This is a genomic window from Microbacterium sp. NPDC057944 (genome assembly GCF_042887445.1).
GTDB classification, from domain to species: domain Bacteria; phylum Actinomycetota; class Actinomycetes; order Actinomycetales; family Microbacteriaceae; genus Microbacterium; species Microbacterium natoriense.
Genome location: NZ_JBHVPJ010000001.1, coordinates 389,953 through 409,819 on the forward strand (window position 1 = coordinate 389,953; position 19,867 = coordinate 409,819).

Genomic DNA, 19,867 nt, shown 5'->3' on the forward strand with positions numbered 1-19,867 from the left:
GGATTCTCGCGGGAAAACCTGTGTTGCCACAGTTTTCCGGAATACTGGATCGGGGCGAAGTTTTTTCTCCGCAAGAAGAAACGCCCCGCGCGCCGAAGCGAGCGGGGCGTCTCTCCGTGCACGATTACAGGGACAGACCGTGCCCGAATCGGAACAGCGGGTCCGCCGTGTCGAACGGGACGTCGGGCCGCGCCGCCTCGACAGCGGCCATCGAGCTCGGCACGTCGAACGGCAGCTTCCCCGTCGCGGGGACGGCGCCCGAGAGCACGTCGAGCAGCGCCTCGGCGCCCGCACCCCAGTTCGCGACGACGGCGCCTGCGGCCTCCACGATCGGCCCGAGGATGGCGGGGCGGTCGAGGAACACGTCGACGACGGTCGGGACGGATGCCGCGACCTCGGCCACGTGCGCGATGACGTCCTCCGGGAAGTCGAGCGAGCCGGCGTGGAAGAAGTTCTCGAACATCGAGGCGCGCTGCTCGTACGGTGCCTGCAGACGCAGGATTGCAGCATCCGCCTCCTCGGGCGTCGCGACGACCTCGCCGTAACGCGCCGCGGCCTCGGGCGCGATGCCCTCGACGTAGAGCTTCAGCCCCGTCCGCAGCGGAAGCACCCCGTCGTTCGACAGCACCGCGACCGAGGCGCGCTGAGCCTGCTCGCCCGCCGCGCGGAACTCCGCGGAGCCGACGATGGCGTCTGCGGCATCCACGTCGACATAGGGGTCCTCGAAGAGCCCGAGCTCGAACTTCTCGCGCAGCAGGCGGCGCGCGGAGACGTCGAGACGAGCCTCCGCGACCTCTCCCGAGCGCACGAGGCCGATCAGCAGCTCCGTCTCGTTCTCGCCGCCGAACTGGTCGGCGCCGGCGTCGAGGATCTTCACCATGCGCTCGGCCGGGGTGAGGTGCTCGACACCCCAGGCGCGCGCGGCGAAGTCCGTGCCCATGATCGGCTGGTCGGTGACCAGACCCCAGTCGGTGCAGACGATGCCGTCGAAACCGAACCGCTCGCGGAGCAGCCCCGTGAGCACGCCCTTGTTGAAGCCGAAGCCGACCTCCTCGTACTGCGTGCCGACCGGCATGCCGTAGTAGGGCATGATCTGGCGCCCGCCGGCGGCGAAGATGTCCTCGAACGGAAGGAGGTGGTGCTCGAAGTTGTCGCCGGGGTAGACCTGCTCGCGTCCGTAGTCGAAGTGCGGGTCCTCGCCGTCCTTCTGCGGACCGCCTCCGGGGAAGTGCTTGGTCATCGTGGAGACCGAGCCGGGGCCGAAAGATGCCCCCTGGAAGCCGCGCACGTAGGCCGCCCCGAGCTCGCCGGCGAGGGCGGCGTCCTCGCCGAAGGTCTGCAGCTGCCGGGCCCAGCGCGACTCGGTGGCGAGGTCGACCTGCGGGTGCAGAGCGACGCGGATGCCGACCGCCGTGTACTCCTGGCGGGCGATGTCGCCGAAGCGCTCGACGAGCGCGGCGTCACGCGTGGCAGCGAGCCCGAGAGGCTCCGGCCACTGCGAGAAGGGCCCCGCGAACATCGTTGCGCCGGGGTTGTCGCTGAACGAGTGCCGCGGGTCGGTCGAGATCGACACGGGGATCCCGAGGCGGGTGGACGCCGCGAGCTCCTGCAGCCTGTTGTGCCAGGCGGCGATGTCGCTCGCCTTCGGCGCGACGCCGAGCAGGTTGAAGTGGTTCATGTGGCGGCCGACGACGTATTCGCGGTTCGAGGGGATGCCGAAGTTCGCGTCGCCCTCGGAGAGCTCACCGCCCTCGCCCATCACGATCATGGTCTGGAAGAAGAGCCCGGCCTTCTCCTCGAGGGTCATCTCGGAGAGCAGCAGTTCGACGCGCTCGTCGACGGGCAGATCGGCGTCGAGCCAGGGGCGTTCGTTCCGTTCGGACATGGTCACTTGACTCCCTTGATGCGGTAGACGAGTACGGCGCCTGCGAGCGCGACGACCGCGCCGAACAGGTACCAGGTGGGATAGCCGCCGAGAGGGGTCGCGGCACCCAGGGCGATGATGCCGGGGGCGACGGCGGGGGCGATCGACTGCGGAAGGGCGTTGGCGATGTTCAGCACGCCGAGGTCCTTCGCGACGTCATCCGGGTTCGGCAGCACCTCGGTGGCGAGGGCGAGGTCGACCGAGAAGAACGAGCCGGCGCCGAGGCCGATGATGGCCTGGCCGATGATCACGACCGGGATGCTGGGGGCGATCGCGAGGATCACGAGACCGACGACCATGATCACGCCGGCGACGGCGACGAACGGGCGTCGCTTGCCGATCTTGTCGGAGAGGAACCCGCCGAGGGGCGAGGACACGGCCATGGCCGCCATCGAGGCGAGGTTGGCGGCGAGGATGATGCCGACGGCACCCTGCTCGTCGAGGCCGAACTTGGTGACGAGGTAGAGCGGCAGGAAGGTCGCGATGCCCGCGTAGCCGAACATCACCATGAACTTGGTCAGCCACGTCCAGCCGAAGTCGGGGTGCTTGCGCGGGTTGAAGACGAAGGAGCCGAAGAACATGCCGATCGTGAAGCGCTCGGCGGGCTTCTCGGTGAGCACGCGGTCCTTGAGGATGGCCACGAAGACGATGGCGAGGATCAGGCTGATCACGCCGGGGACCACGAAGCGCTCGAAGTCGCCGGGGAGGAAGTTCACCAGGAAGCTGCCGGCGAGGATGCCGATCGGGGTGGTGATGCCGACGAGACCGGAGACCTTGCCGCGGCTGGAGACGGGCACCTGGTCGGGCAGGGTGGCGTTCGCTGCGGCGAGGACCGCGTTCATCGAGGTCTGCACCAGGCACCAGGCGAGCAGCACCATCCACACCGACGACGCGGCGCCGATGAGGGCGAAGCCGCCGAGGCCGACGATCGAACCGCCGAGGATCCACGGACGACGCATCCCCCAGCGCGAGGTGGTGCGGTCGGAGAGTCGCCCGACGAGCGGGTTGGCGATGAGGGCGAATGCGGCGCCGACGCCCATCACGAGGCCGAGGCTCCCCTCGGTGTTGGTCGGGTCGAGGTGCTGGACCTTGAAGGCCATCGAGACCATGACCGGGGTGAGCAGGGCGAGGTAGACGCCGAAGTTCACCGCGGCGAGACCGGGCGTATAGCCGCGGGGGGTCTTCTCGGGGGTGGTTCCGGGGAGCTTGAAGCCGGTGGTTCCGGCGGCTGCGGCGTTCGCAGCCGATGACAGCTCTGTCATGGGAGATCCTTTCGGGCAAGGTTCCGCCGGTCTTCCACGATCGGCGCGGACTCGACGATACACGAATCTCGACCGTTTGGTAAGTGAATCTCGACCGATTGGTAATGAGCGAGGATAGAGTGTCCTGGGAGGATGCGATGACGAACACCCGGCACGCTCGTGCCGCTGCCACGAGGCAGCGCATCCTCACCGCTGCCCGCGAGCTCTTCGTCGCCCAGGGCTACCGCTCCACCTCGCTGCGCGACATCGCCGCCGCGGCATCCGTCAGTCATCCTGGCCTCCTCGGCCACTTCGCCTCGAAGGACGACCTGCTCGCCGAGGTCGTCGCGCAGTTCGAGGAGGAGAACGCGGAGGCCGTCAGCGTCATCATCGCCGCCGCCGAGCCGGGGTCGCTCGTGCTCTCCGAGCTCGCCACCCGCAACGCGGAGACCCCCGGCTACCTCGAGCTGTACGCCGCGCTCACCGGCGAGGCGTCGGCCCCGGCCCACCCCGCCCACGAGCGGATGCGCGAGCGCTACGCCACCATGCGCGAGCTGACGGTCGACGCGATGCAGGATGCCGTGGACCACGGCGTGATCTCCGCGGATCGCGAGCTCGAAGGCGAGACGATCCGCCACATGGCCGGGTGGGACGGCCTGCAGCTCATGGCGCAGTACCTCCCGGAGCGCGTCGACGTCGTGGAGATGCTCGAAGAGCGGGAAGGGCTGTGGGCGACGCCGGTCGGATGGCGCGACCCCGAGGAGCCCGAAGCGCCCCCCGAGCCGTCGGGCCCTCTTCCCGAACTGGCGCTCAGCGGCCTCGGCGACGAGGATCAGGCCGGCTACGCGGCCGGCCGCCGACGTCGAGCGCAGATCCTCGTCGACGCCACGCAGCTCTTCGCCCGCAGCGGATACGGAGACACCAGCCTGCGCGACATCGCCGAGGCGGTGGGGGTGTCGAAGTCGACGCTGCTGCACCACTACGCGACCAAGGAGGCGCTGCTGAGCGCGGTGCTCATGGAGCGCGACGACGCGATCCGCCTCCAGGACCACGCGACGACCCCCTGCCGCGCGGCCGACCTCCTGCGCGGGATGCCTGCGGGCGCCGCGCACAACGCCGAGGTCGAACCCGGCCTCATCGAGGTGTACGCGGTGCTCTCGTGCGAGGCCGTGCCCGCAGGCCACCCCGCCCACGACTACTTCATCCGCCGTTTCGAGCGCAGCCTGGACTACTTCACCGAGGTGTTCCGGCTCGCTCAGCTCGACGGCGACCTTCCCGAGCATCGCGACCCCGAACGCGAGGCGATCTGGCTCATCGCCCTGTGGGACGGGCTGCAGTACCAGTGGCTCTACGACCGCGACGCGGTGGACGTCGCCGTGCAGCTCCGCGCCCACCTGGACGACGTGCTTCCCGCACGCTGAGACGCGTCCCCGCACCTCCGTCCGTCGAGCACCGCCTCGCTCTGACAGGATCGTTCCCATGAGCACTGCGGGGGGCCGAGCGGCACAGAGGGCGAAAGGGCGCCCTCATCGCGGCGGGAAGGGCACGGGGCCCGGTCCCGGTCTGCTGAAGAGCTGGATCGTCGTCGCCCTCGTGCTGGTCGGCATCTGGGCGGCGTTCTTCGGCATCCCCTCCGTTGTCAGGATGCTGAACGCCCCGCCCATCTCCGAGGACTTCGGCCTCGAAGACGCCGTCGTGGCCCTGCGCCTGCACGCCGGCGACCACGCCTATCTCGTGCTCGTGAACGAGGCCGGAGAGACGCGGTCGGTGGAGCTCGAGGAGCGGGGTTTCGAGGAGTCGAGGATCGCGTGGTCGGAGGCGGGGCTGAGCGTCGGCGGCCCCGCAGATGAGTACCTGATCCACGAGGACGGGCTCACGGCGCTGCCCCTGTCGGGCGCGAAGGAGTCGTCGTCGGAGCGGGCGAGACTCGCCGTCGCCGACGGCTTCGCGGTGTACACGGGTTCGGCCGAAGGCCAGCAGCTGGCCTTCGTGGATGCCGCCACGGAAGAGATCACGACGATCGACCTCGGGTACGTCAACCCCGCGCTGACCACGTGCGGCGATGATCTCGCCCTGGTCGACGAGTCCGGTGTGCGCATCGTGACCTCGGAGTCGCGCGACATCGACGGGCTCGGCGCGTTCACCGGAGTCCGCACGCTCGTCTGCGACCAGGACCGCGCGCTCGGCCTGGGCGAGATCGTCGACGAGGAGACCTCGGCGCACCAGAGCCTGCAGATCTGGGACCGGACCACAGGGGACAGACAGGAACTCGAGATCCACTACCCGGAGTCGGTGCTGGGGTGGGAATCGGGCACGCCCTTCGTCTGGGAGGGACGTCTGCACTGGGCCGCCGGAGCCACCCTGTGGTCGATCCCGCTCGCCGAGATCGCGGAGTCGAGGTCGGTGGACGCCGAGCCGGCGGCGGATCTGGGCGGGTTCGTGGGTGAGCTGAGTCCGGTCGTCCGCACCGACCAGGGTGCACTGGCGCAGAGCGGCGGCCGCGTCTTCGGCGTCGCCACGGAGGAGGACTTCATCAACCCGAACCGCGGCGAATCGTACGACAAGCTCCTCAGCCTCGCGATCTTCAGCGCGGACGCCATAAGCGGCGAGCGCCGGATCGAGATCGACGTCGACGGCATCGACTTCCCGCGGCGCGACCTCCACGTCACGGCGATCGCCGTGAACCCGGAGTGGCCCGCCGGGCGCTGAGCACGGTCAGCGGCTGACTCCTCCCTGCGATGGAGGGAGTGCAGCGAGCATCCGCCACCGCGTTTCGTCTCGTCGCCGCGCTCCTCGCTCCTCGCTCCTCGACCGGAACATGACCGCCGCGCGAGCGGGGCTCAGCCTGCGGCGATCACGGCGAGCACGCTCTCGCCGTAGGCCTCGCGCTTCTTCTCGCCGATGCCCGTGATCCCGTCGAGCGCCCCCATCGACGCGGGCCGATGCTCAGCGAGGGCACGCAGCGTCGCATCGCCGAAGACGATGTACGCGGGCACACCCTGCTCCCGCGCGGTCTCCGCACGCCAGGCGCGCAGCGCCTCGAACAGCGGGCGGTCTCCGACATCCAGCGCATCCGCCGCACTCGCCTTGCGGGCGCGAGGCGCCGACGCCGGCCGGCCGATGGTGTCTTTGCGCAGCGGTACAGGGGTCTCGCCCTTCAGCACGCCTGCCGCGAGCTCGCCGGGAGCCAGAGTGCCGTACTCGCCCTGCGCGACGAGGATGCCGCGGGCGAGGAGCTGCCGCACCACGCTGCGCCAGTCCTGATCGGAGAGGTCGGCGCCGATGCCGTAGGTCGCGATCTTCTCGTGGCCCTGCTGACGGATGCGCTCGGTCGACGCACCGCGGAGGATGTCGATCAGGTGACCGGCCCCGAAAGCCTGGTTGCGCTCCTTCTTGAGACGCACGATCGTCGAGAGGAGCTTCTGCGCGGGGATGAGGCCGTCGAAGGTCGCGGTGTCTTCGAGGCACGTGTCGCAGTTGCCGCACGGCTGCGACTCCTGACCGAAGTAGCCGAGCAGGTTCTGCCTGCGGCACTCGACGGTCTCGCACAGCGCGAGCATCGCGTCGAGGTGCTGCCCCATGCGCATCTTGAACGTGCGGTCGCCGGGGCTCTGGTCGATGAGACGGCGCTGCTGCACCACGTCGCCGAGGCCATAGGCCATCCAGGCGACGGAGGCCTCGCCGTCTCGGCCGGCGCGACCGGTCTCCTGGTAGTACCCCTCGACCGACTTCGGCAGGTCGATGTGCGCCACGAAGCGCACGTCGGGTTTGTCGATGCCCATGCCGAACGCGATCGTGGCGACCATGACCACGCCGTCTTCGCGGAGGAACCGCGACTGGTTGGTCGCGCGGACCTCAGCCGGAAGCCCCGCGTGATACGGCAGCGCGTCGAAGCCCTGCGCGGCGAGGTACGTCGCGGTCTGCTCCACCGACTTGCGGCTGAGGGCGTAGACGATGCCCGCGGCACCCTCCGGCATCGAGCGGATGAAGGCGACGAGCTGCTTGCGCGGATCGACCTTCGGCACGATCCGGTACTGGATGTTCGGGCGATCGAAGCTCGCCACGAAATGCCGAGCGGCGTCGAGGCGCAGCCGCTCGGTGATCTCCTGGTGCGTGGCCCTGGTGGCCGTGGCCGTGAGCGCCATGCGCGGCACCCCGGGGAACCTCTCGCCGAGGTCGCCGAGGGCGAGGTAGTCGGGACGGAAGTCGTGACCCCACTGCGATACGCAGTGCGCCTCGTCGATCGCGATGACGCTGAGGGCGCCGCGCTGCAGCAGCGCGGTGGTCTGCGCACTGCTGAGCCGCTCCGGCGCGACGTAGATGAGGTCGAGCTCGCCGGCGACGTACGCGCGCTCGACCTCGCGCCGCTCGTCGATCGACTGCGTCGAGTTGAGGTACGCCGCGTTCACGCCGTTGGCGCGCAGGGCGTCGACCTGGTCGTGCATGAGGGCGATCAGCGGGCTGATCACGAGTCCGGTGCCTTCGCGCACGAGCGCCGGCACCTGATAGGTGATGCTCTTTCCGCCACCGGTCGGCATGAGCACGACGGCATCACCGCCGCCGATCACCTGCTCCACGATCTCGGCCTGGTCGCCGCGGAACTCGTCGTAGCCGAAGACCGTGTGCAGCGCCTCCCGCGCGGTGGCGAACCGGCTGGGCGTCGCCCTGCGCACGGGCGCACCGGATGCCGAGGCGGACACCGGGGCGGATGCCGTCACCGGCGTCCGCGGGCCGGGCCCCCAGTCGAGCGGAGGCTCGTACCCTGAGCCCTGCGGCTCCCAGTCCATGGGCTCCGGCGGCTCGCTCGGCTCCCACCCGTCGCCCCAGGGCTCGTCTGCATACGGCAGATCCTCGTACGGGTCACGGGGAGTCTGCGGCATCCCTCCAGCGTAACCACCCCCGCCGACGTCACGCCCCGCGTTCTCCACAGGCGCGGCGGACAGGGTCAGTCCGGAGTCGAGCGGTCGTAGGCGCCGATGAGATCGTCGAGGAATCGCGAGACGACGGCGCGCTCCTCCTCGCTCATCGCCGAGATCACGTCCTCGACCTCGTCGATGAGCGGCGCGACCATCCGCTCGGCGTCGGCGGCTGCGGCATCCGACACCGTCACGATGAGCTTGCGCCCGTCGGACGGATGCCGCTCCCTGCCGATGTGCCCTCGATCCTCGAGCCTGTTGAGCACGAGGGTCATGGCGGCGGTCGAGATCTCGACCCGATGCGCGAGCTCGGTCGGCGTCGTCGGCCCGGACGAGATGAGATGGTCGACGACCTCCAGTCCGGCGGCATCCAGGTCGAGCCGCTTCGCGAGCGACCTCTCGAATCGCTGCTGCCGCATCGTGAGCTGCTGCACGCGCGACCGGATGTCGCGCCCCTCCGCCGGTTCGGTCTCGTGGCGCCTCGACGGCGAGTAGCCCCCTCGTCCAGCCGCGCGCTGGTTCGACGTCGCATCCATGTCTGTCATAGTAGTATGAATAATTGCTAATTCTATTGATTATCAAGATGTGAGATGACATGGCCGAAACGACCGAACCTCCCTACCGCTGGCGCTGGGCGATCCTCGGGGTGATGCTCGCCGCCGAGATCATGGACATGCTCGACGCGACCATCGTCAACGTCGCCGGGCCCTCGCTGGAGACGTCCCTCGGGGTCACCCCGCTCGGACTCCAGTGGGTGATCGGCGGCTACGCCCTCGCCCTCGGCGCCGGACTCATCCTCGGCGGCCGGCTGGGCGACCGATACGGGCGCCGACCGATGTTCCTGCTCGGGCTCACCGTGTTCACCGCGGCATCCCTCGCCTGCTCGCTCGCGCCGAGCCCCGAGACCCTCATCGCGTTCCGACTCGTCCAGGGCGCCGCGGGCGCACTGCTGCTCCCCCAGGGGCTCGGACTGCTGCGCGAGAACCTCTCGGGCGCCGAGCTGGCGACCGCGTTCGGCGTGTTCGGGCCCGCGCTCGGACTCGGCGGCATCCTCGGTCCCGTCATCGGCGGCGGACTCATCGAGGCCGACCTGTTCGGACTCGGCTGGCGCTCCGTCTTCCTCGTGAACCTGCCCATCGGGATCGCCGCGCTGATCGTCGCCTGGCGCATCCTGCCGAAGCGTTCCGGCGACCGCAGGGTCACGATCGACCCCGTCGGAGGCGCGCTCATCATCCTGTCGTCCGGCCTCCTCGTGCTCGCCCTCACGTTCGGCCCCGAGCTCGACTGGCCGGTCTGGGCCTGGGTGTGCGTGGTCGTCGGCGCTCTCGGCTTCGTCGTGTTCGGCTGGCAGCAGCACAGCCTGCTGCGTCGAGGAGGCGTGCCGCTGGTCACCGCCACCATGTTCACGCGGCGCGCCTACACGTTCGGGCTCGTGGGCATCGCCCTGTTCTTCAGCAGCCTCACCGGCACGCAGCTCGTGCTGACGCTGTTCCTGCAGCAGGGCAACGGCTTCACCGCCGGCGAGGCCGGGCTCGGCAACCTGCCCCTCGCGATCGGATCCGCGATCGGCGGAGCACTCAGCGGCGCCTGGCTCGCCGAGAAGATCGGCCGCTCCGTGCTGCAGCTGGGCGCCGTGACGCAGCTCGCCGGCACCGCTCTGCTGTGGTTCGAGCTCCAGCAGCCGGGAGACTTCAGCATCTGGGGGATCGCCCCCGGCATCGTCCTCTTCGGCATGGGCGGGGGAGCGATCATCGCCGCCCTGTTCAGCACGATCCTCGCGGCCGTGAAGGATGATGAGATCGGCTCGGCATCCGGAGTGCTCACCGCGGTGCAGGCGATCGCCAGCGCCGTGGGCGTCGCGATCTTCGCCTCGGTGTTCTTCGACGCCGCGGGGTCTGGGTCACCGTCGGAGGCGTTCCAGCACACCTTCATCGTGCCGGCGATCACGCTCACGATCTTCGTCGCCGTGAGCTTCGCCTTCCCCCGCACGACCCGGGAGGACGCGCACGGTCTCGCCGACGCCGGGCCCGTGCGCTGAGCCCGCTCCGTCGCGCCCGGCCCCGTCCGCGCCCGACACCCCGCCTGCGAGACGACGCCCCACCTGAGAGACGGAGGCCGGGCCGGGCGTCGGCGCGCGGAGCGAGCCCTCCTGCTCCCGGCGGGCGTAGGTTGGACGCAGACCGCAGAAGGAGCATCCGATGACCGATATCGCCGTCACCCGCAACGACGACGCCTCCCGCTACGAGATCACGCTCGACGGCGGCCTCGCCGGCTTCGCGGAGTTCGAACTGCGCCCCGGCGCGATCCGCTTCACGCACACCGAGATCGATCCGGCGTTCCAGGGGCGAGGGCTCGCCGGCATCCTCGCGAAGGATGCCCTGACGGATGCCGCGGCATCCGGCGAGGCGATCGTGCCGCTGTGCCCGTACATCGCGAAGTACCTCGAGACGCACGAGATCCCCGGGGCGGAGATCCGCTGGCCCGGACGCCGCGACTCATGATCGGTCAGCACCGGCTCATCCTCGAGCCACGGGAGGTGCCCCTCGGCGGCGTGCGCGGCATGAACGTGCTGCGCGCCCTGCCGCACCGCAACCTGCCGACGATCGGCGCCTGGTGCTTCCTCGACCGGTTCGGTCCCGCAGACACGAGGATGCGCGTCGAACCGCACCCCCACATCGGGCTGCAGACCGTGACCTGGCCGCTGGTCGGAGAGATCCGGCACCGCGACTCGCTCGGCAGCGACGCCGACCTGCGCCGCGGGCAGCTGAACCTCATGACCGCGGGGAACGGCATCTCGCACTCGGAGTACTCGATCGGCGAGGATCCGATCCCGCTGGACGCCCTGCAGTTCTGGGTCGTGCTGCCCGAGTCGGCGCGGCACGGCGCCGCCGGATTCGAACGCCACACCGCGCTGCCGGGCGTCACGCTGCCCGCCGTCGACGGAGCGGATGCCGCGGCGACCGTCCTGCTCGGCGAGTTCGCGGGGGCGACTTCTCCGGCGACCGTGCACACGCCGATCGTCGGCGCGGAGATCGTGGTGCCGGCCGGGACGACCGTGCACCTGCCGTTGCGCGTCGACTGGGAGCACGGGATCATGCTCGTCGAGGGCGCGGCGACCGTGGCGGAGCATCCGCTCGCCCTGAACGACACCCTCTATCTCGGCGACTCGCGGGAGAGCGTGGAGGTGTCGAGCGCCGAAGGGGCGCTGCTGTTCCTGCTCGGCGGCGAGCCCTTCGAAGACGAGATCGTGATGTGGTGGAACTTCGCAGGCCGCACGCACAACGAGATCGCCGTCGCGAGGGCCGACTGGGAGGCCGCGTCAGCCCGCTTCGGCGAGGTCGAGGGGCACGACGTGCGCATCCCCGCCCCTCCCCTGCCCGACGTGCGACTGATGCCACGGGGCCGCAGGATCTGAGGTCGCCTCGCGGGAAGCGTTTCGTCTCGCGGCGGGCGCTTCGTCTCGCGAAGACCAGCACTGAGCGAGCGAAGCGAGTCGAAGTGTCGCTCAACGGCCAGGGGCGGTCGCGAGGCCGCGAGTCCCGGTCGTTGAGCGAGGAGCGCAGCGACGAGACGAAACGGGGTGGGGCCCCGGAGGACCCCACCCCGTTCCGACGGGCTACTGCGCGTCGACCGTGAGGATGGTCGACACCGCCGACTCGCCGTACTGCACGAGGCCGAGGTAGCGGGTCCCGGCGGTGAGGCCGCTCCAGCCGAGCTGGAAGCTCGTCTTGGTGCCGCGCGTCGCCGCGATCGGGTTCGGGGTGGCCGTGAAGGCGCCCTCTCCGCTCGGCTGCACGTTGGCGACGGTCATGTCCCACGTCATCGGCGCCGAGGTCGAGTACACGTTCGCGACCACCAGGTAGGTTCCGGCCTTCGGAGCCTTCAGCGTGACCTGCTCGTCGGCCGAACCCGTCGCCGACTGCCACTTGTCGTAGTAGCGCAGATCGTCGGGGCTGACCACGCGGTAGACCGCGAGGTCGAGGTCGCTGCCCGTGTCATCCGACGAGTCGAGGTCGAAGCGCGACAGCGTCGTGCCGGCCGGCACATCGACCAGCCAGGAGACGTTCTTGTCGGCATCGCCCGACGCCTCGTCGCCCGAGTGCCCATCGACCCGGCCGTCCGGGTCGGCGAGGAGCTCGAACGGGGTGAGACCCGACAGCGTGATGGCGAGATCGCCGGTCACGCCGGGGACGATCTCCACCGTGGCGGATCCGTCGACACCGGTGCCCGAGGCCTCGGGCGGAGCATCCGCCGTCACCGGGAACACCGCGATCGGCGAGCGCACCGTGTTCTTCTTGCTCGTCCACGTCAGCGAGCCGGTGGCCCACTGCTCCACCGGGGCGCTCTGGTTGTCGAAGGTCACCGTGAAGGTGGCCGTCTGCCCCGCGCGGTCGAACTTCAGCGTCGACGGCGTCACCGTCGTCTTGACGCCGGGCAGATCGACGGATGCCGTGAACGTGCCCTTCTCGGTGGCCGTGACGGTCCTCGTGACGGTCTGCGCGCTGGCGAGCGAGCCGATCGAGAAGGACGCGACGTTGAGGTCGCTGCCGTCGATCGGGTCGACGCCGTCGAAGGCGCCGAGTCCCTTGCCCTCCAGGAACGCCGCCCAGTCCTTCGCGCCGTTGAGGTACAGCAGACCCGGGTTGAAGTAGCGCCTCGGATCGACCTGACCCGCGCCCTGCTCGAAGGGGTTCCGGTTCTTCGAACCGTCGGCGTTGACCGTGTCGTAGGCGGTCGTCATCATCGCGGACTTGATCTCCGCCGGCGTGGCCTTCGGACGCTCGCCGAGGTACAGCGCCGCGAGTCCGGCGATGTGCGGCGCCGCCATCGACGTGCCGGAGAGGATGCCGAAGGTCGGCTTCTCGTCCGGCGCGTTGTTCGTCGCCGCGAGGATCGCGACGCCGGGCGCTGCGATGTCGGGCTTCATGATGTCGCTGCCGTCGGCGAGCATCGGGCCACGGCTCGAGAAGCCCGCGATCTGCGGGACGGGAGTCGTGACGCCGGTGGTGTTCTTGCCGATGAGCGAGATCGGACGGTCCTTCCCGCCCTGCACGTAGGCGAGCACGGCCGCACGGTGCGCGGAGGCGAGGTGAACCGTCGGAACGGCGTGGAAGTCGTTGTCGAGCGAGTCGGCTCCACCCGGCACGTTCACGAGGACCATGCCCTTGCCGCCGGCGTCCTTCACGACCTGCGACTTCTCGGCGCGGGCGTTGTTGCCGCGGTCGCAGACCACGATGTGCCCCGCGACCTTCGTCGGGTCGAGGGTGCCGGGCAGGCACTGCTGCGCGTTCGCCGCTCCTGCTGCCGCAGCATCCCCCGCGTAGATCGACGGACCGGTCACGGTGGTGCCGAACGGCACGCTGACCGAGGCACCGGCCTGCGCGAACCCGTCGAACGTGACGGTGCCCTCCCAGGTCGGGATCGTGGATGCCGCGACCGTCGTGTACCAGGGCGATGCGTGATCGGCCGTGACAGGGTCGGGGCCGTCGTTGCCGGCGCTCGCCGAGACGAACACACCCGCGGCCGCCGCGTTGAAGAACGCGATGTCCTCGGGGGCGAGCACGGTCTTGGCCGCTCCGCCGCCGATGGAGTAGTTGATCACGTCGACGCCGTCGGCGACGGCCTGATCGATCGCCGCGACGAGGTCGCTCAACGCGCAGATGTCGTCGGTCGTGACCGCGGGGTCCGGGCCCTCGTAGCAGGCCTTGTACGCCGAGATCTTGGCACCGGGCGCGACGCCGGAGATCTTGCCGAAGTCGACGTTCTCGATCGACGCCTTCACTCCGAAGTTCCCGGCGGCCGTGCTCGCGGTGTGCGAGCCGTGGCCTGCACCGTCACGCGGAGACAGGTAGTCGTACTGGAAGTCGAAGCCGTCGGCCTGCGCACCGGTGTAGAAGTACTGGCCGCCGATGATCTTGGTCGAGTAGTCGCCCTTGTCCCAGCCCTGGCCTTCGACCATGAGGGACTTGAACTGCCCACCGTCCGACTTGTCGAAGTAGACGTAGGTTCCGTCGGTGTAGGGCTGGTTGCCCTTGTGGCGGTTGTGGTCGCGCTTCTGCTTCTTGAGCTTCTTGCCCTCGAACGAGGGGTGCTCGGGTGCGATGCCCGTGTCGATCACACCGACCACGATGCCCTCGCCCGCGCGGTCGACGCCGCCGGTCTGCTGCCAGAGGCCGCCGCGTCCCTTCTTGTCGTCGCCGAGTCCGAGGAAGGACGTCGACGTCTGCGCATCGGGGTGACGGATCTCGTCGGGGAACACCTCGTAGACGTCCTTCGACGCGCGGAGCTTGTCGACCTGCTCGCCCGTGAGCTGGGCGCTGAACCCATTGAGGACGGTCTGGTACGTGGTGTCCGGCGTGACGCCGACCTCCTGCGCGAGCGTCTGCTGCTCGGTCTCGAGGTGCTGGATGTAGCGCTGCGAGTCCTCGGACTCCGTCTCCAGTTGCTCGCCCTCGACGGGCTTGGTCGCCTTGAGTCCCTTGACCTCGCCCGTGTAGCTCGCCAGCGGGTCGGACTTCATCACGACGATGTAGTGCCCCGGAGTGCCCTCGACAGGGGTGGGATGCGTCACCTCCTCTACTCCTGCGTAGCCGGCGGTGGCGGTTGACGCGATGAACAGCGTCGCCAGGGTGGTGGCTGCTGCCATCCGGAGGGGTGTTCGACCCATTGGTGCTCCCGATGTCCAATGGTGCAGCCGCGTTGCCGCACCGTCGCTCAAAGTAGTCCCGGAATCCCGCTCTCACCAGATCCACAGCCGGTTCCTAGACGATCGGCCAGCCATCGCCGCCGTTGGTCGACAGTAGGCTGGAGACGTGGCATCCTCCCGCTCCCCCCTGCCGACCCGCGTCCTGCTCGTGTGCGCCGCGATCGGTGTGGCGACCGGCATCCTGGGAGGCATTGCGGGGCTGATCACCCCGGGCGTCCTCGTGCTCACCCCCTATCTCTACGGACTCGTGCTCGGCTCCCATGTGCTGCCCGGCATCATCGCGCAGGAGGTGCTCCGCCGCCCCCTCGTCGCCATCGTGACGCACGTGATCGCCGCGCTGATCGCGAGCGCTTTCAACCCCGCGTGGGCGCTGCGCTTCATCGGCACGGCGCTGCTGTTCGGCGCGATCCAGGAGGGCGTGGCCGCGCTGACGCGCTACCGTTCGTGGGGCCCCTGGCGCTTCTTCGTCTCCGCCGCGGTGATCGGCGTGTTCGTCGCGGTCGTGGTGTTCTTCGCCGCGCACCTGTCGACGATGGCGCTCTGGGCGCAGATCGCGTATCTCGTGATCTCGGTCCTCGGCCCGATCGCGTGGACCGCGGTGGGCCTCGCCATCGGCGCAGCGCTCAGCCGCGCCGGCGTCGCACGCCGCTAGCCCCGGCATCCCTCTTCTGCCCGTCGACGCCCTGCCTCGCCGTCGACGCCCGCAGGAAAGCCGCGTGGCGAAATAGGTAAGGCTCAGCTAAGTTAGTAGGGTCCGATCCGCTGACCCGAGGCCGTGCTAGTGCGCCCATCCGCGCCCCTTCTGCGCGTGCGTGACCTCTCGATCACCCACGCGGATGCCGCGCACCCCTCCCCGGGCGACGTCTCGTTCGACATCGCGGCCGGAGAGGTCGTGCTGCTGCTGGGACCGTCGGGCTCGGGCAAGTCGACGCTCACCCTGGCGCTCAACGGGCTCATCCCCCACGCCGTCCCCGCGACCATGACCGGCACAGTGACCGCGGGCGACCTCGACACCGCCGAGACGACGACCGCGTCGCTGAGCACCCGGGTCGCGATGGTGTTCCAGGATCCGGATGCCCAGATCGTCACGGGCACCGTCTACGACGAGGTCGCCTTCGGGCCGGAGAACCTGCTGCTGCCGCTCGCCGAGGTGGAGCGGCGCACCGAAGACGCGCTTCGACGCGTCGGCCTGTGGGACCGGAGGACGGACAACCCCGATCTGCTCTCGGGCGGAGGCCGCCAGCGCCTCACGATCGCCTGCGCGCTGGCGATGGGCTCTCCGCTCATCGTGCTCGACGAGCCGACCGCGAACCTCGACCCGCAGGGCATCGACGACGTCTACGCGGCCCTCGCCGACGTCGTCGCCGCTGGCGACAGGGCGATCCTCCTCGTCGAGCACAACCTCGACGCCGCGATGGGGTTCGTGACGCGGGCGATCGTGCTCGACCGCGACGGACGTGTCGCGTTCGACGGGCCCGCCGCATCCGTGGTGCGCGAGAACGTCGATGAGCTGCTCGCGATGGGGGTGTGGCTTCCGTCGGCGACACTGGCGGCGCTGCGGATGCGGGATGCCGGCGTCGTCCTCGAACCGCTGCCGCTGACCCCCGACGAGCTCGGGGCCGCGCTCGCCGCCGCCCCCGGGTCGTCGAACGCCTCCCGGTCGTCGAGCGAGGAGCGCAGCGACGAGCCGAGACGCCTCACGCCACGCACGACAGGAGCCGCGATGCACAGCGTGTCGTCTCGCTCCGCTCGCTCAACGACCGAGGCCGCACGCGAGACGACCGAGCAGGACGCGCCGCCGATCATCACGGCCAGCGGCCTGACCGTGCGGAAGGGGAAGCGGGAGATCCTGCACGGCGTCGACCTCAGCATCCCCGCCGGCAGCCTCACCGCGATCGTCGGCACGAACGGCGCGGGGAAGACGACGCTGATCCAGGCCCTCGCGGGGGTCGTCCCTCCGCCACGGCGTCGGGTGGATGTCGCGGGCGTCGACCCGGGCACCGCCTCTCCGCGCGAGCTGTCCGCCCGCATCGGATTCGTCTTCCAGAATCCCGAGCACCAGTTCATCGCACCGACGGTGTTCGACGAGCTCGCCCACGGCCTGCGGCTGCGGCGCACGCCAGACGACGAGGTCGAGAGCCTCGTCGCCGCGATGCTCGCGCGCTTCGGCCTCGAGCACAAGGCGCATGTGCATCCGTTCCTGCTGTCCGGCGGCGAGAAGAGACGCCTGTCGGTGGGCACCGCGCTCATCACCAGGCCGCGGGTGCTCGCTCTCGACGAGCCGACGTTCGGGCAGGACAGGGCACGAGCATCCGAGCTGCTCTCACTCCTCGACGACCTGCGCGCCGAGGGCACGACCATCGTCATCGTGACGCACGATCTGCAGCTGGTCGCCGAGCACGCGACCCGCACCGTCATCCTCCATGACGGGCGCGTGCACGCCGCCGGCCCCACCGCCGAGCTCTTCGACGACGGTCGCGCCTTCTCCGAGGCGGGGCTGCGCCTCCCCGCCCTGCAGCGGATGCTGGCGGGCAGATCATGAGCGCCGTGTTCGATCCGTACGCCGAGATGACGGCGACCTCGCCGCGGCAGTTCCTGTACGGGCTGAACCCGCTCTCCAAAGTCGTGGCCGTGCTGCCCGCGATCCTCGTGCTGGTCTTCGTGCGGGATCTCGCGACGCCGGCCGCGTTCCTCGCCCTCTCCTACGCCGTGCTGCTCGTCGGCGCACGTCTCACCGGCCGCACCGCGGCGATCCTGTTCGCGGCCGTGCCCCTCGGCATCCTGCTCATCGGCTTCGGGTTCTCGATCTGGGTGGATGCCGGTCTCGTGAGCGACACCGTGCCCCTGCTGCGCGTCGGCGACTGGACGCTCTACCAGGGCGCCCTCGCCATCGGCTTCGCCACCGGCCTGCGCCTCGGAGCGATCATCGCGCTGGCGCTGATCGGGGGGCTCACCACCACCGGCCCCGACCTGGTGCGGGCGAGCGTGCAGCAGCTGCGGGTGCCGTACCGGATCGGCTACACGGCCCTCGCGGCGTTCCGCTTCGTGCCCCGTTTCGGCTACGAGCTGTCGGTGATCCGTGCGGCGCACCGCGTGCGCGGCCATCACGGCGGGCGCGGTCCATTCGCCAGGATCGCACGCGGCTGGGGCTACATCGTCCCCCTGCTCGCCGGCGCGATCCGGCATGCGGAGCGTGTGGCCCTGGCCATGGACTCCCGCGCCTTCGGCGCCCACCCCACGCGCACCGAGCGGCATCTGGTGCCGTTCCGCGGGCGCGACCTCGTCTTCATCGTGGTGGGGATCGCGGCCTCCGCGACGATCCTCGCCCTCTTCTTCCCCTGGAACATCTGAAAGGCGCACCGATGGCGTTCAGCAAACTGGTCAAGCCGCTCTCCTCCGACCTCCTCCACGTGACGGTGCTGCGCACCGAGCGGCTCGCACCGCACTGGGTGAGGGTCACCCTCGGCGGCGGCGAGATCGAGAGGTTCCGGCCGATGGGCTTCGACCAGTGGTTCCGTCTCTTCCTGCCGATCGGCGGCGAAGCGGGGCTCGACCGCGTGCCCGCGAAGGCCAACAAGATGTTCGGATACCTGAAGTTCCTCCGCATCCCCGACGGCGAGCGTCCGGTCATGCGCAACTACAGCGTGCGCGCGTACCGCCCCGCCACCGCCGACGCCGGGGCGGAGATCGACGTCGACTTCGTGCTGCACGGATCAGCCGCCGAGGGCACCGCCGGCCCCGCATCACGGTGGGCCGAGACATGCGAGCCCGGCGAGCACGTGCTGATCATCGATGAGGGACTCACGTTCAACCCCGAGCGCGGCACCGATCGCGTCGTGCTGGTCGGCGACGAGACGGCGCTGCCCGCGATCTCCTCGATCTGCGCCTCACTGCCGGCCACGGCATCCGGTACCGCCCTCATCGAGGTGCCGAGCGAGGAGGACGCCCTCGACTTCCCGCACCCCGCCGGCATCGACGTCACCTGGATCGTGCGACCGCACTCCACGGCTCCCGGCACCCTCGCGCTCGCGGCGCTGCGCGAGGGCGACCTGCCCGCGGCTCCCTTCCACGCCTACGCCGCCGGCGAGCAGGCCCTCGCCTCGGGGGTCCGCAAGCACCTCGTCGGCGAGCGCGGAGTCGACAAGAACACGGTCAGCTTCTGCGGCTACTGGAAGATCGGGGCGGCGTCCCCCGCATCGAAGGCCGCGCGCGAGGCCTCGGCGGAGCCGCTGGTATGAGCGCGACGGACGGCGGGGCGCACACCCCGGAGACGGATGCCGCGGCCGCCGCTGCGGCGACGGAGAGGCAGCCCTACAACGGCGCAGGATCGGGGACCGCTGCGGCCCCGACCGATCGGCCCCGCGGAGCGAAGGGCGCGCGCTACTCCACGGCCGTGCTGCTCACCTGCGCGGCTCTGGGCGTCGCAGGGGCCGTGCTCCTGGTGCCCGCGAACTGGATCTCGACCGTGCTGACCGCGGGCCCGCTGTCGTTCATCGGCATGGGTCTCGCCGGGCTGTGGATCCTGCCCTCGGTCATCGCGCTACGGCTGCTGAAGCGCCCGCTCGTCGGCATCCTCGTCGCTCTCATCGCCGGGCTCGTGATGGTCCCCTTCTCGGGTTACGGCTTCAGCAGCGTGCTGACGAATCTGTGGTGGGCGGCGTTCACCGAGCTGCCGTTCCTCTTCGTGATCTGGCGCTACTGGGGCACCTGGATGCACTATCTCGGCGCCGTCGCGGTCGGCGTCGTGTACCCGATCTCGGCCTGGGCCTGGTTCGATATGGGCAGCCTCGGTCTCGGGTTCCAGATCGCGTTCTTCGCGGTCACCCTCGCGAGCTGCGTGGGTGCGACCGCCCTCGGCATCCTCGTCGCCGACCGTCTCCGTCGCGCCGGCGTCGGCGGCCGGACTCCTCAGCCGCGTCCGTAGCCGCGGCGACCGGATCCGGCCTTCACCGGGGCCATGACGTGCTCCCTTCTGGGGCACAGCTGCGGATCTCGAAGCCGACACGCCGCTCACCCGGCGTCCTCGCCGGCGTTTCGCGGTGCCGCTCCGAAGCTGTGCCCGCCGCCGCTCCGAAGCTGT

Annotated in this window: 15 protein-coding genes; 10 read left to right on the forward strand and 5 right to left on the reverse strand. The window is 70.2% G+C overall.

Annotation, left to right across the window (positions count from 1 at the left end):
- Positions 1–124 precede the first annotated feature (124 nt).
- Positions 125–1,885: a glycoside hydrolase family 3 protein gene (locus tag ACFVRO_RS01755; protein WP_386948582.1), complete on the reverse strand. Its 1,761-nt coding sequence runs from the start codon at positions 1,883–1,885 to the stop codon at positions 125–127.
- 2 nt (positions 1,886–1,887) lie between these two features.
- A complete protein-coding gene (locus ACFVRO_RS01760) occupies positions 1,888–3,186 on the reverse strand; it encodes an MFS transporter (RefSeq protein ID WP_341940464.1) in 1,299 nt (432 codons plus the stop codon).
- A gap of 137 nt (positions 3,187–3,323) precedes the next feature.
- On the opposite strand from ACFVRO_RS01760, the gene ACFVRO_RS01765 reads away from it, so the two are divergent.
- Entirely contained in the window at positions 3,324–4,586 is a 1,263-nt protein-coding gene (locus ACFVRO_RS01765) for a TetR/AcrR family transcriptional regulator (protein WP_386948587.1), read from the forward strand.
- Positions 4,587–4,644: 58 nt separating this feature from the next.
- A complete protein-coding gene (locus ACFVRO_RS01770; RefSeq protein ID WP_386948590.1) occupies positions 4,645–5,874 on the forward strand; it encodes a hypothetical protein in 1,230 nt (409 codons plus the stop codon).
- Between the two features lie 131 nt (positions 5,875–6,005).
- Here ACFVRO_RS01770 and recQ read toward each other — a convergent pair whose 3' ends face one another.
- Positions 6,006–8,045: a DNA helicase RecQ gene (recQ, locus tag ACFVRO_RS01775; protein WP_386948593.1), complete on the reverse strand. Its 2,040-nt coding sequence runs from the start codon at positions 8,043–8,045 to the stop codon at positions 6,006–6,008.
- Positions 8,046–8,110: 65 nt separating this feature from the next.
- Positions 8,111–8,617 carry a MarR family winged helix-turn-helix transcriptional regulator gene (locus ACFVRO_RS01780; protein ID WP_386948596.1) on the reverse strand — a complete coding sequence of 169 codons (507 nt, stop codon included), beginning with the start codon at positions 8,615–8,617 and terminating at the stop codon, positions 8,111–8,113.
- A gap of 59 nt (positions 8,618–8,676) precedes the next feature.
- Between ACFVRO_RS01780 and ACFVRO_RS01785 the strand changes: the two genes are divergently transcribed.
- The 3 genes from ACFVRO_RS01785 (at position 8,677) to ACFVRO_RS01795 (ending at position 11,496) form a co-directional block, all read left to right on the forward strand.
- Complete coding sequence (locus ACFVRO_RS01785) at positions 8,677–10,119, forward strand: MFS transporter (RefSeq protein ID WP_386948599.1); 1,443 nt, start codon at positions 8,677–8,679, stop codon at positions 10,117–10,119.
- Positions 10,120–10,279: 160 nt separating this feature from the next.
- Positions 10,280–10,582 carry a GNAT family N-acetyltransferase gene (locus ACFVRO_RS01790; RefSeq protein ID WP_105673810.1) on the forward strand — a complete coding sequence of 101 codons (303 nt, stop codon included), beginning with the start codon at positions 10,280–10,282 and terminating at the stop codon, positions 10,580–10,582.
- A complete protein-coding gene (locus tag ACFVRO_RS01795) occupies positions 10,579–11,496 on the forward strand; it encodes a pirin family protein (protein WP_386948602.1) in 918 nt (305 codons plus the stop codon). Before ACFVRO_RS01790 ends, ACFVRO_RS01795 begins: the two co-directional genes overlap by 4 nt.
- A 201-nt stretch (positions 11,497–11,697) precedes the next feature.
- On the opposite strand, the gene ACFVRO_RS01800 is transcribed toward ACFVRO_RS01795, so the two are convergent.
- A complete protein-coding gene (locus ACFVRO_RS01800) occupies positions 11,698–14,727 on the reverse strand; it encodes a S8 family serine peptidase (protein ID WP_386948605.1) in 3,030 nt (1,009 codons plus the stop codon).
- Positions 14,728–14,893: 166 nt separating this feature from the next.
- On the opposite strand from ACFVRO_RS01800, the gene ACFVRO_RS01805 reads away from it, so the two are divergent.
- The 5 genes from ACFVRO_RS01805 to ACFVRO_RS01825 all read left to right on the forward strand — a co-directional run bounded on the left by ACFVRO_RS01805 (position 14,894) and on the right by ACFVRO_RS01825 (position 19,711).
- Positions 14,894–15,439 (forward strand): ECF transporter S component, encoded by a 546-nt coding sequence (locus tag ACFVRO_RS01805; protein ID WP_386948608.1) that lies wholly within the window; start codon positions 14,894–14,896, stop codon positions 15,437–15,439.
- Positions 15,440–15,568: 129 nt separating this feature from the next.
- On the forward strand, positions 15,569–17,329 hold the full coding sequence (locus tag ACFVRO_RS01810; RefSeq protein WP_386948611.1) for an ABC transporter ATP-binding protein: 1,761 nt from the start codon (positions 15,569–15,571) through the stop codon (positions 17,327–17,329).
- Positions 17,326–18,138: an energy-coupling factor transporter transmembrane component T gene (locus ACFVRO_RS01815; protein ID WP_386948613.1), complete on the forward strand. Its 813-nt coding sequence runs from the start codon at positions 17,326–17,328 to the stop codon at positions 18,136–18,138. Before ACFVRO_RS01810 ends, ACFVRO_RS01815 begins: the two co-directional genes overlap by 4 nt.
- Before the next feature lie 11 nt (positions 18,139–18,149).
- Positions 18,150–19,025 carry a siderophore-interacting protein gene (locus ACFVRO_RS01820; protein WP_341940481.1) on the forward strand — a complete coding sequence of 292 codons (876 nt, stop codon included), beginning with the start codon at positions 18,150–18,152 and terminating at the stop codon, positions 19,023–19,025.
- On the forward strand, positions 19,022–19,711 hold the full coding sequence (locus tag ACFVRO_RS01825; protein WP_386948616.1) for an ECF transporter S component: 690 nt from the start codon (positions 19,022–19,024) through the stop codon (positions 19,709–19,711). The genes ACFVRO_RS01820 and ACFVRO_RS01825 overlap by 4 nt, the downstream gene beginning before the upstream one ends.
- The last annotated feature ends 156 nt before the right edge of the window (positions 19,712–19,867 follow it).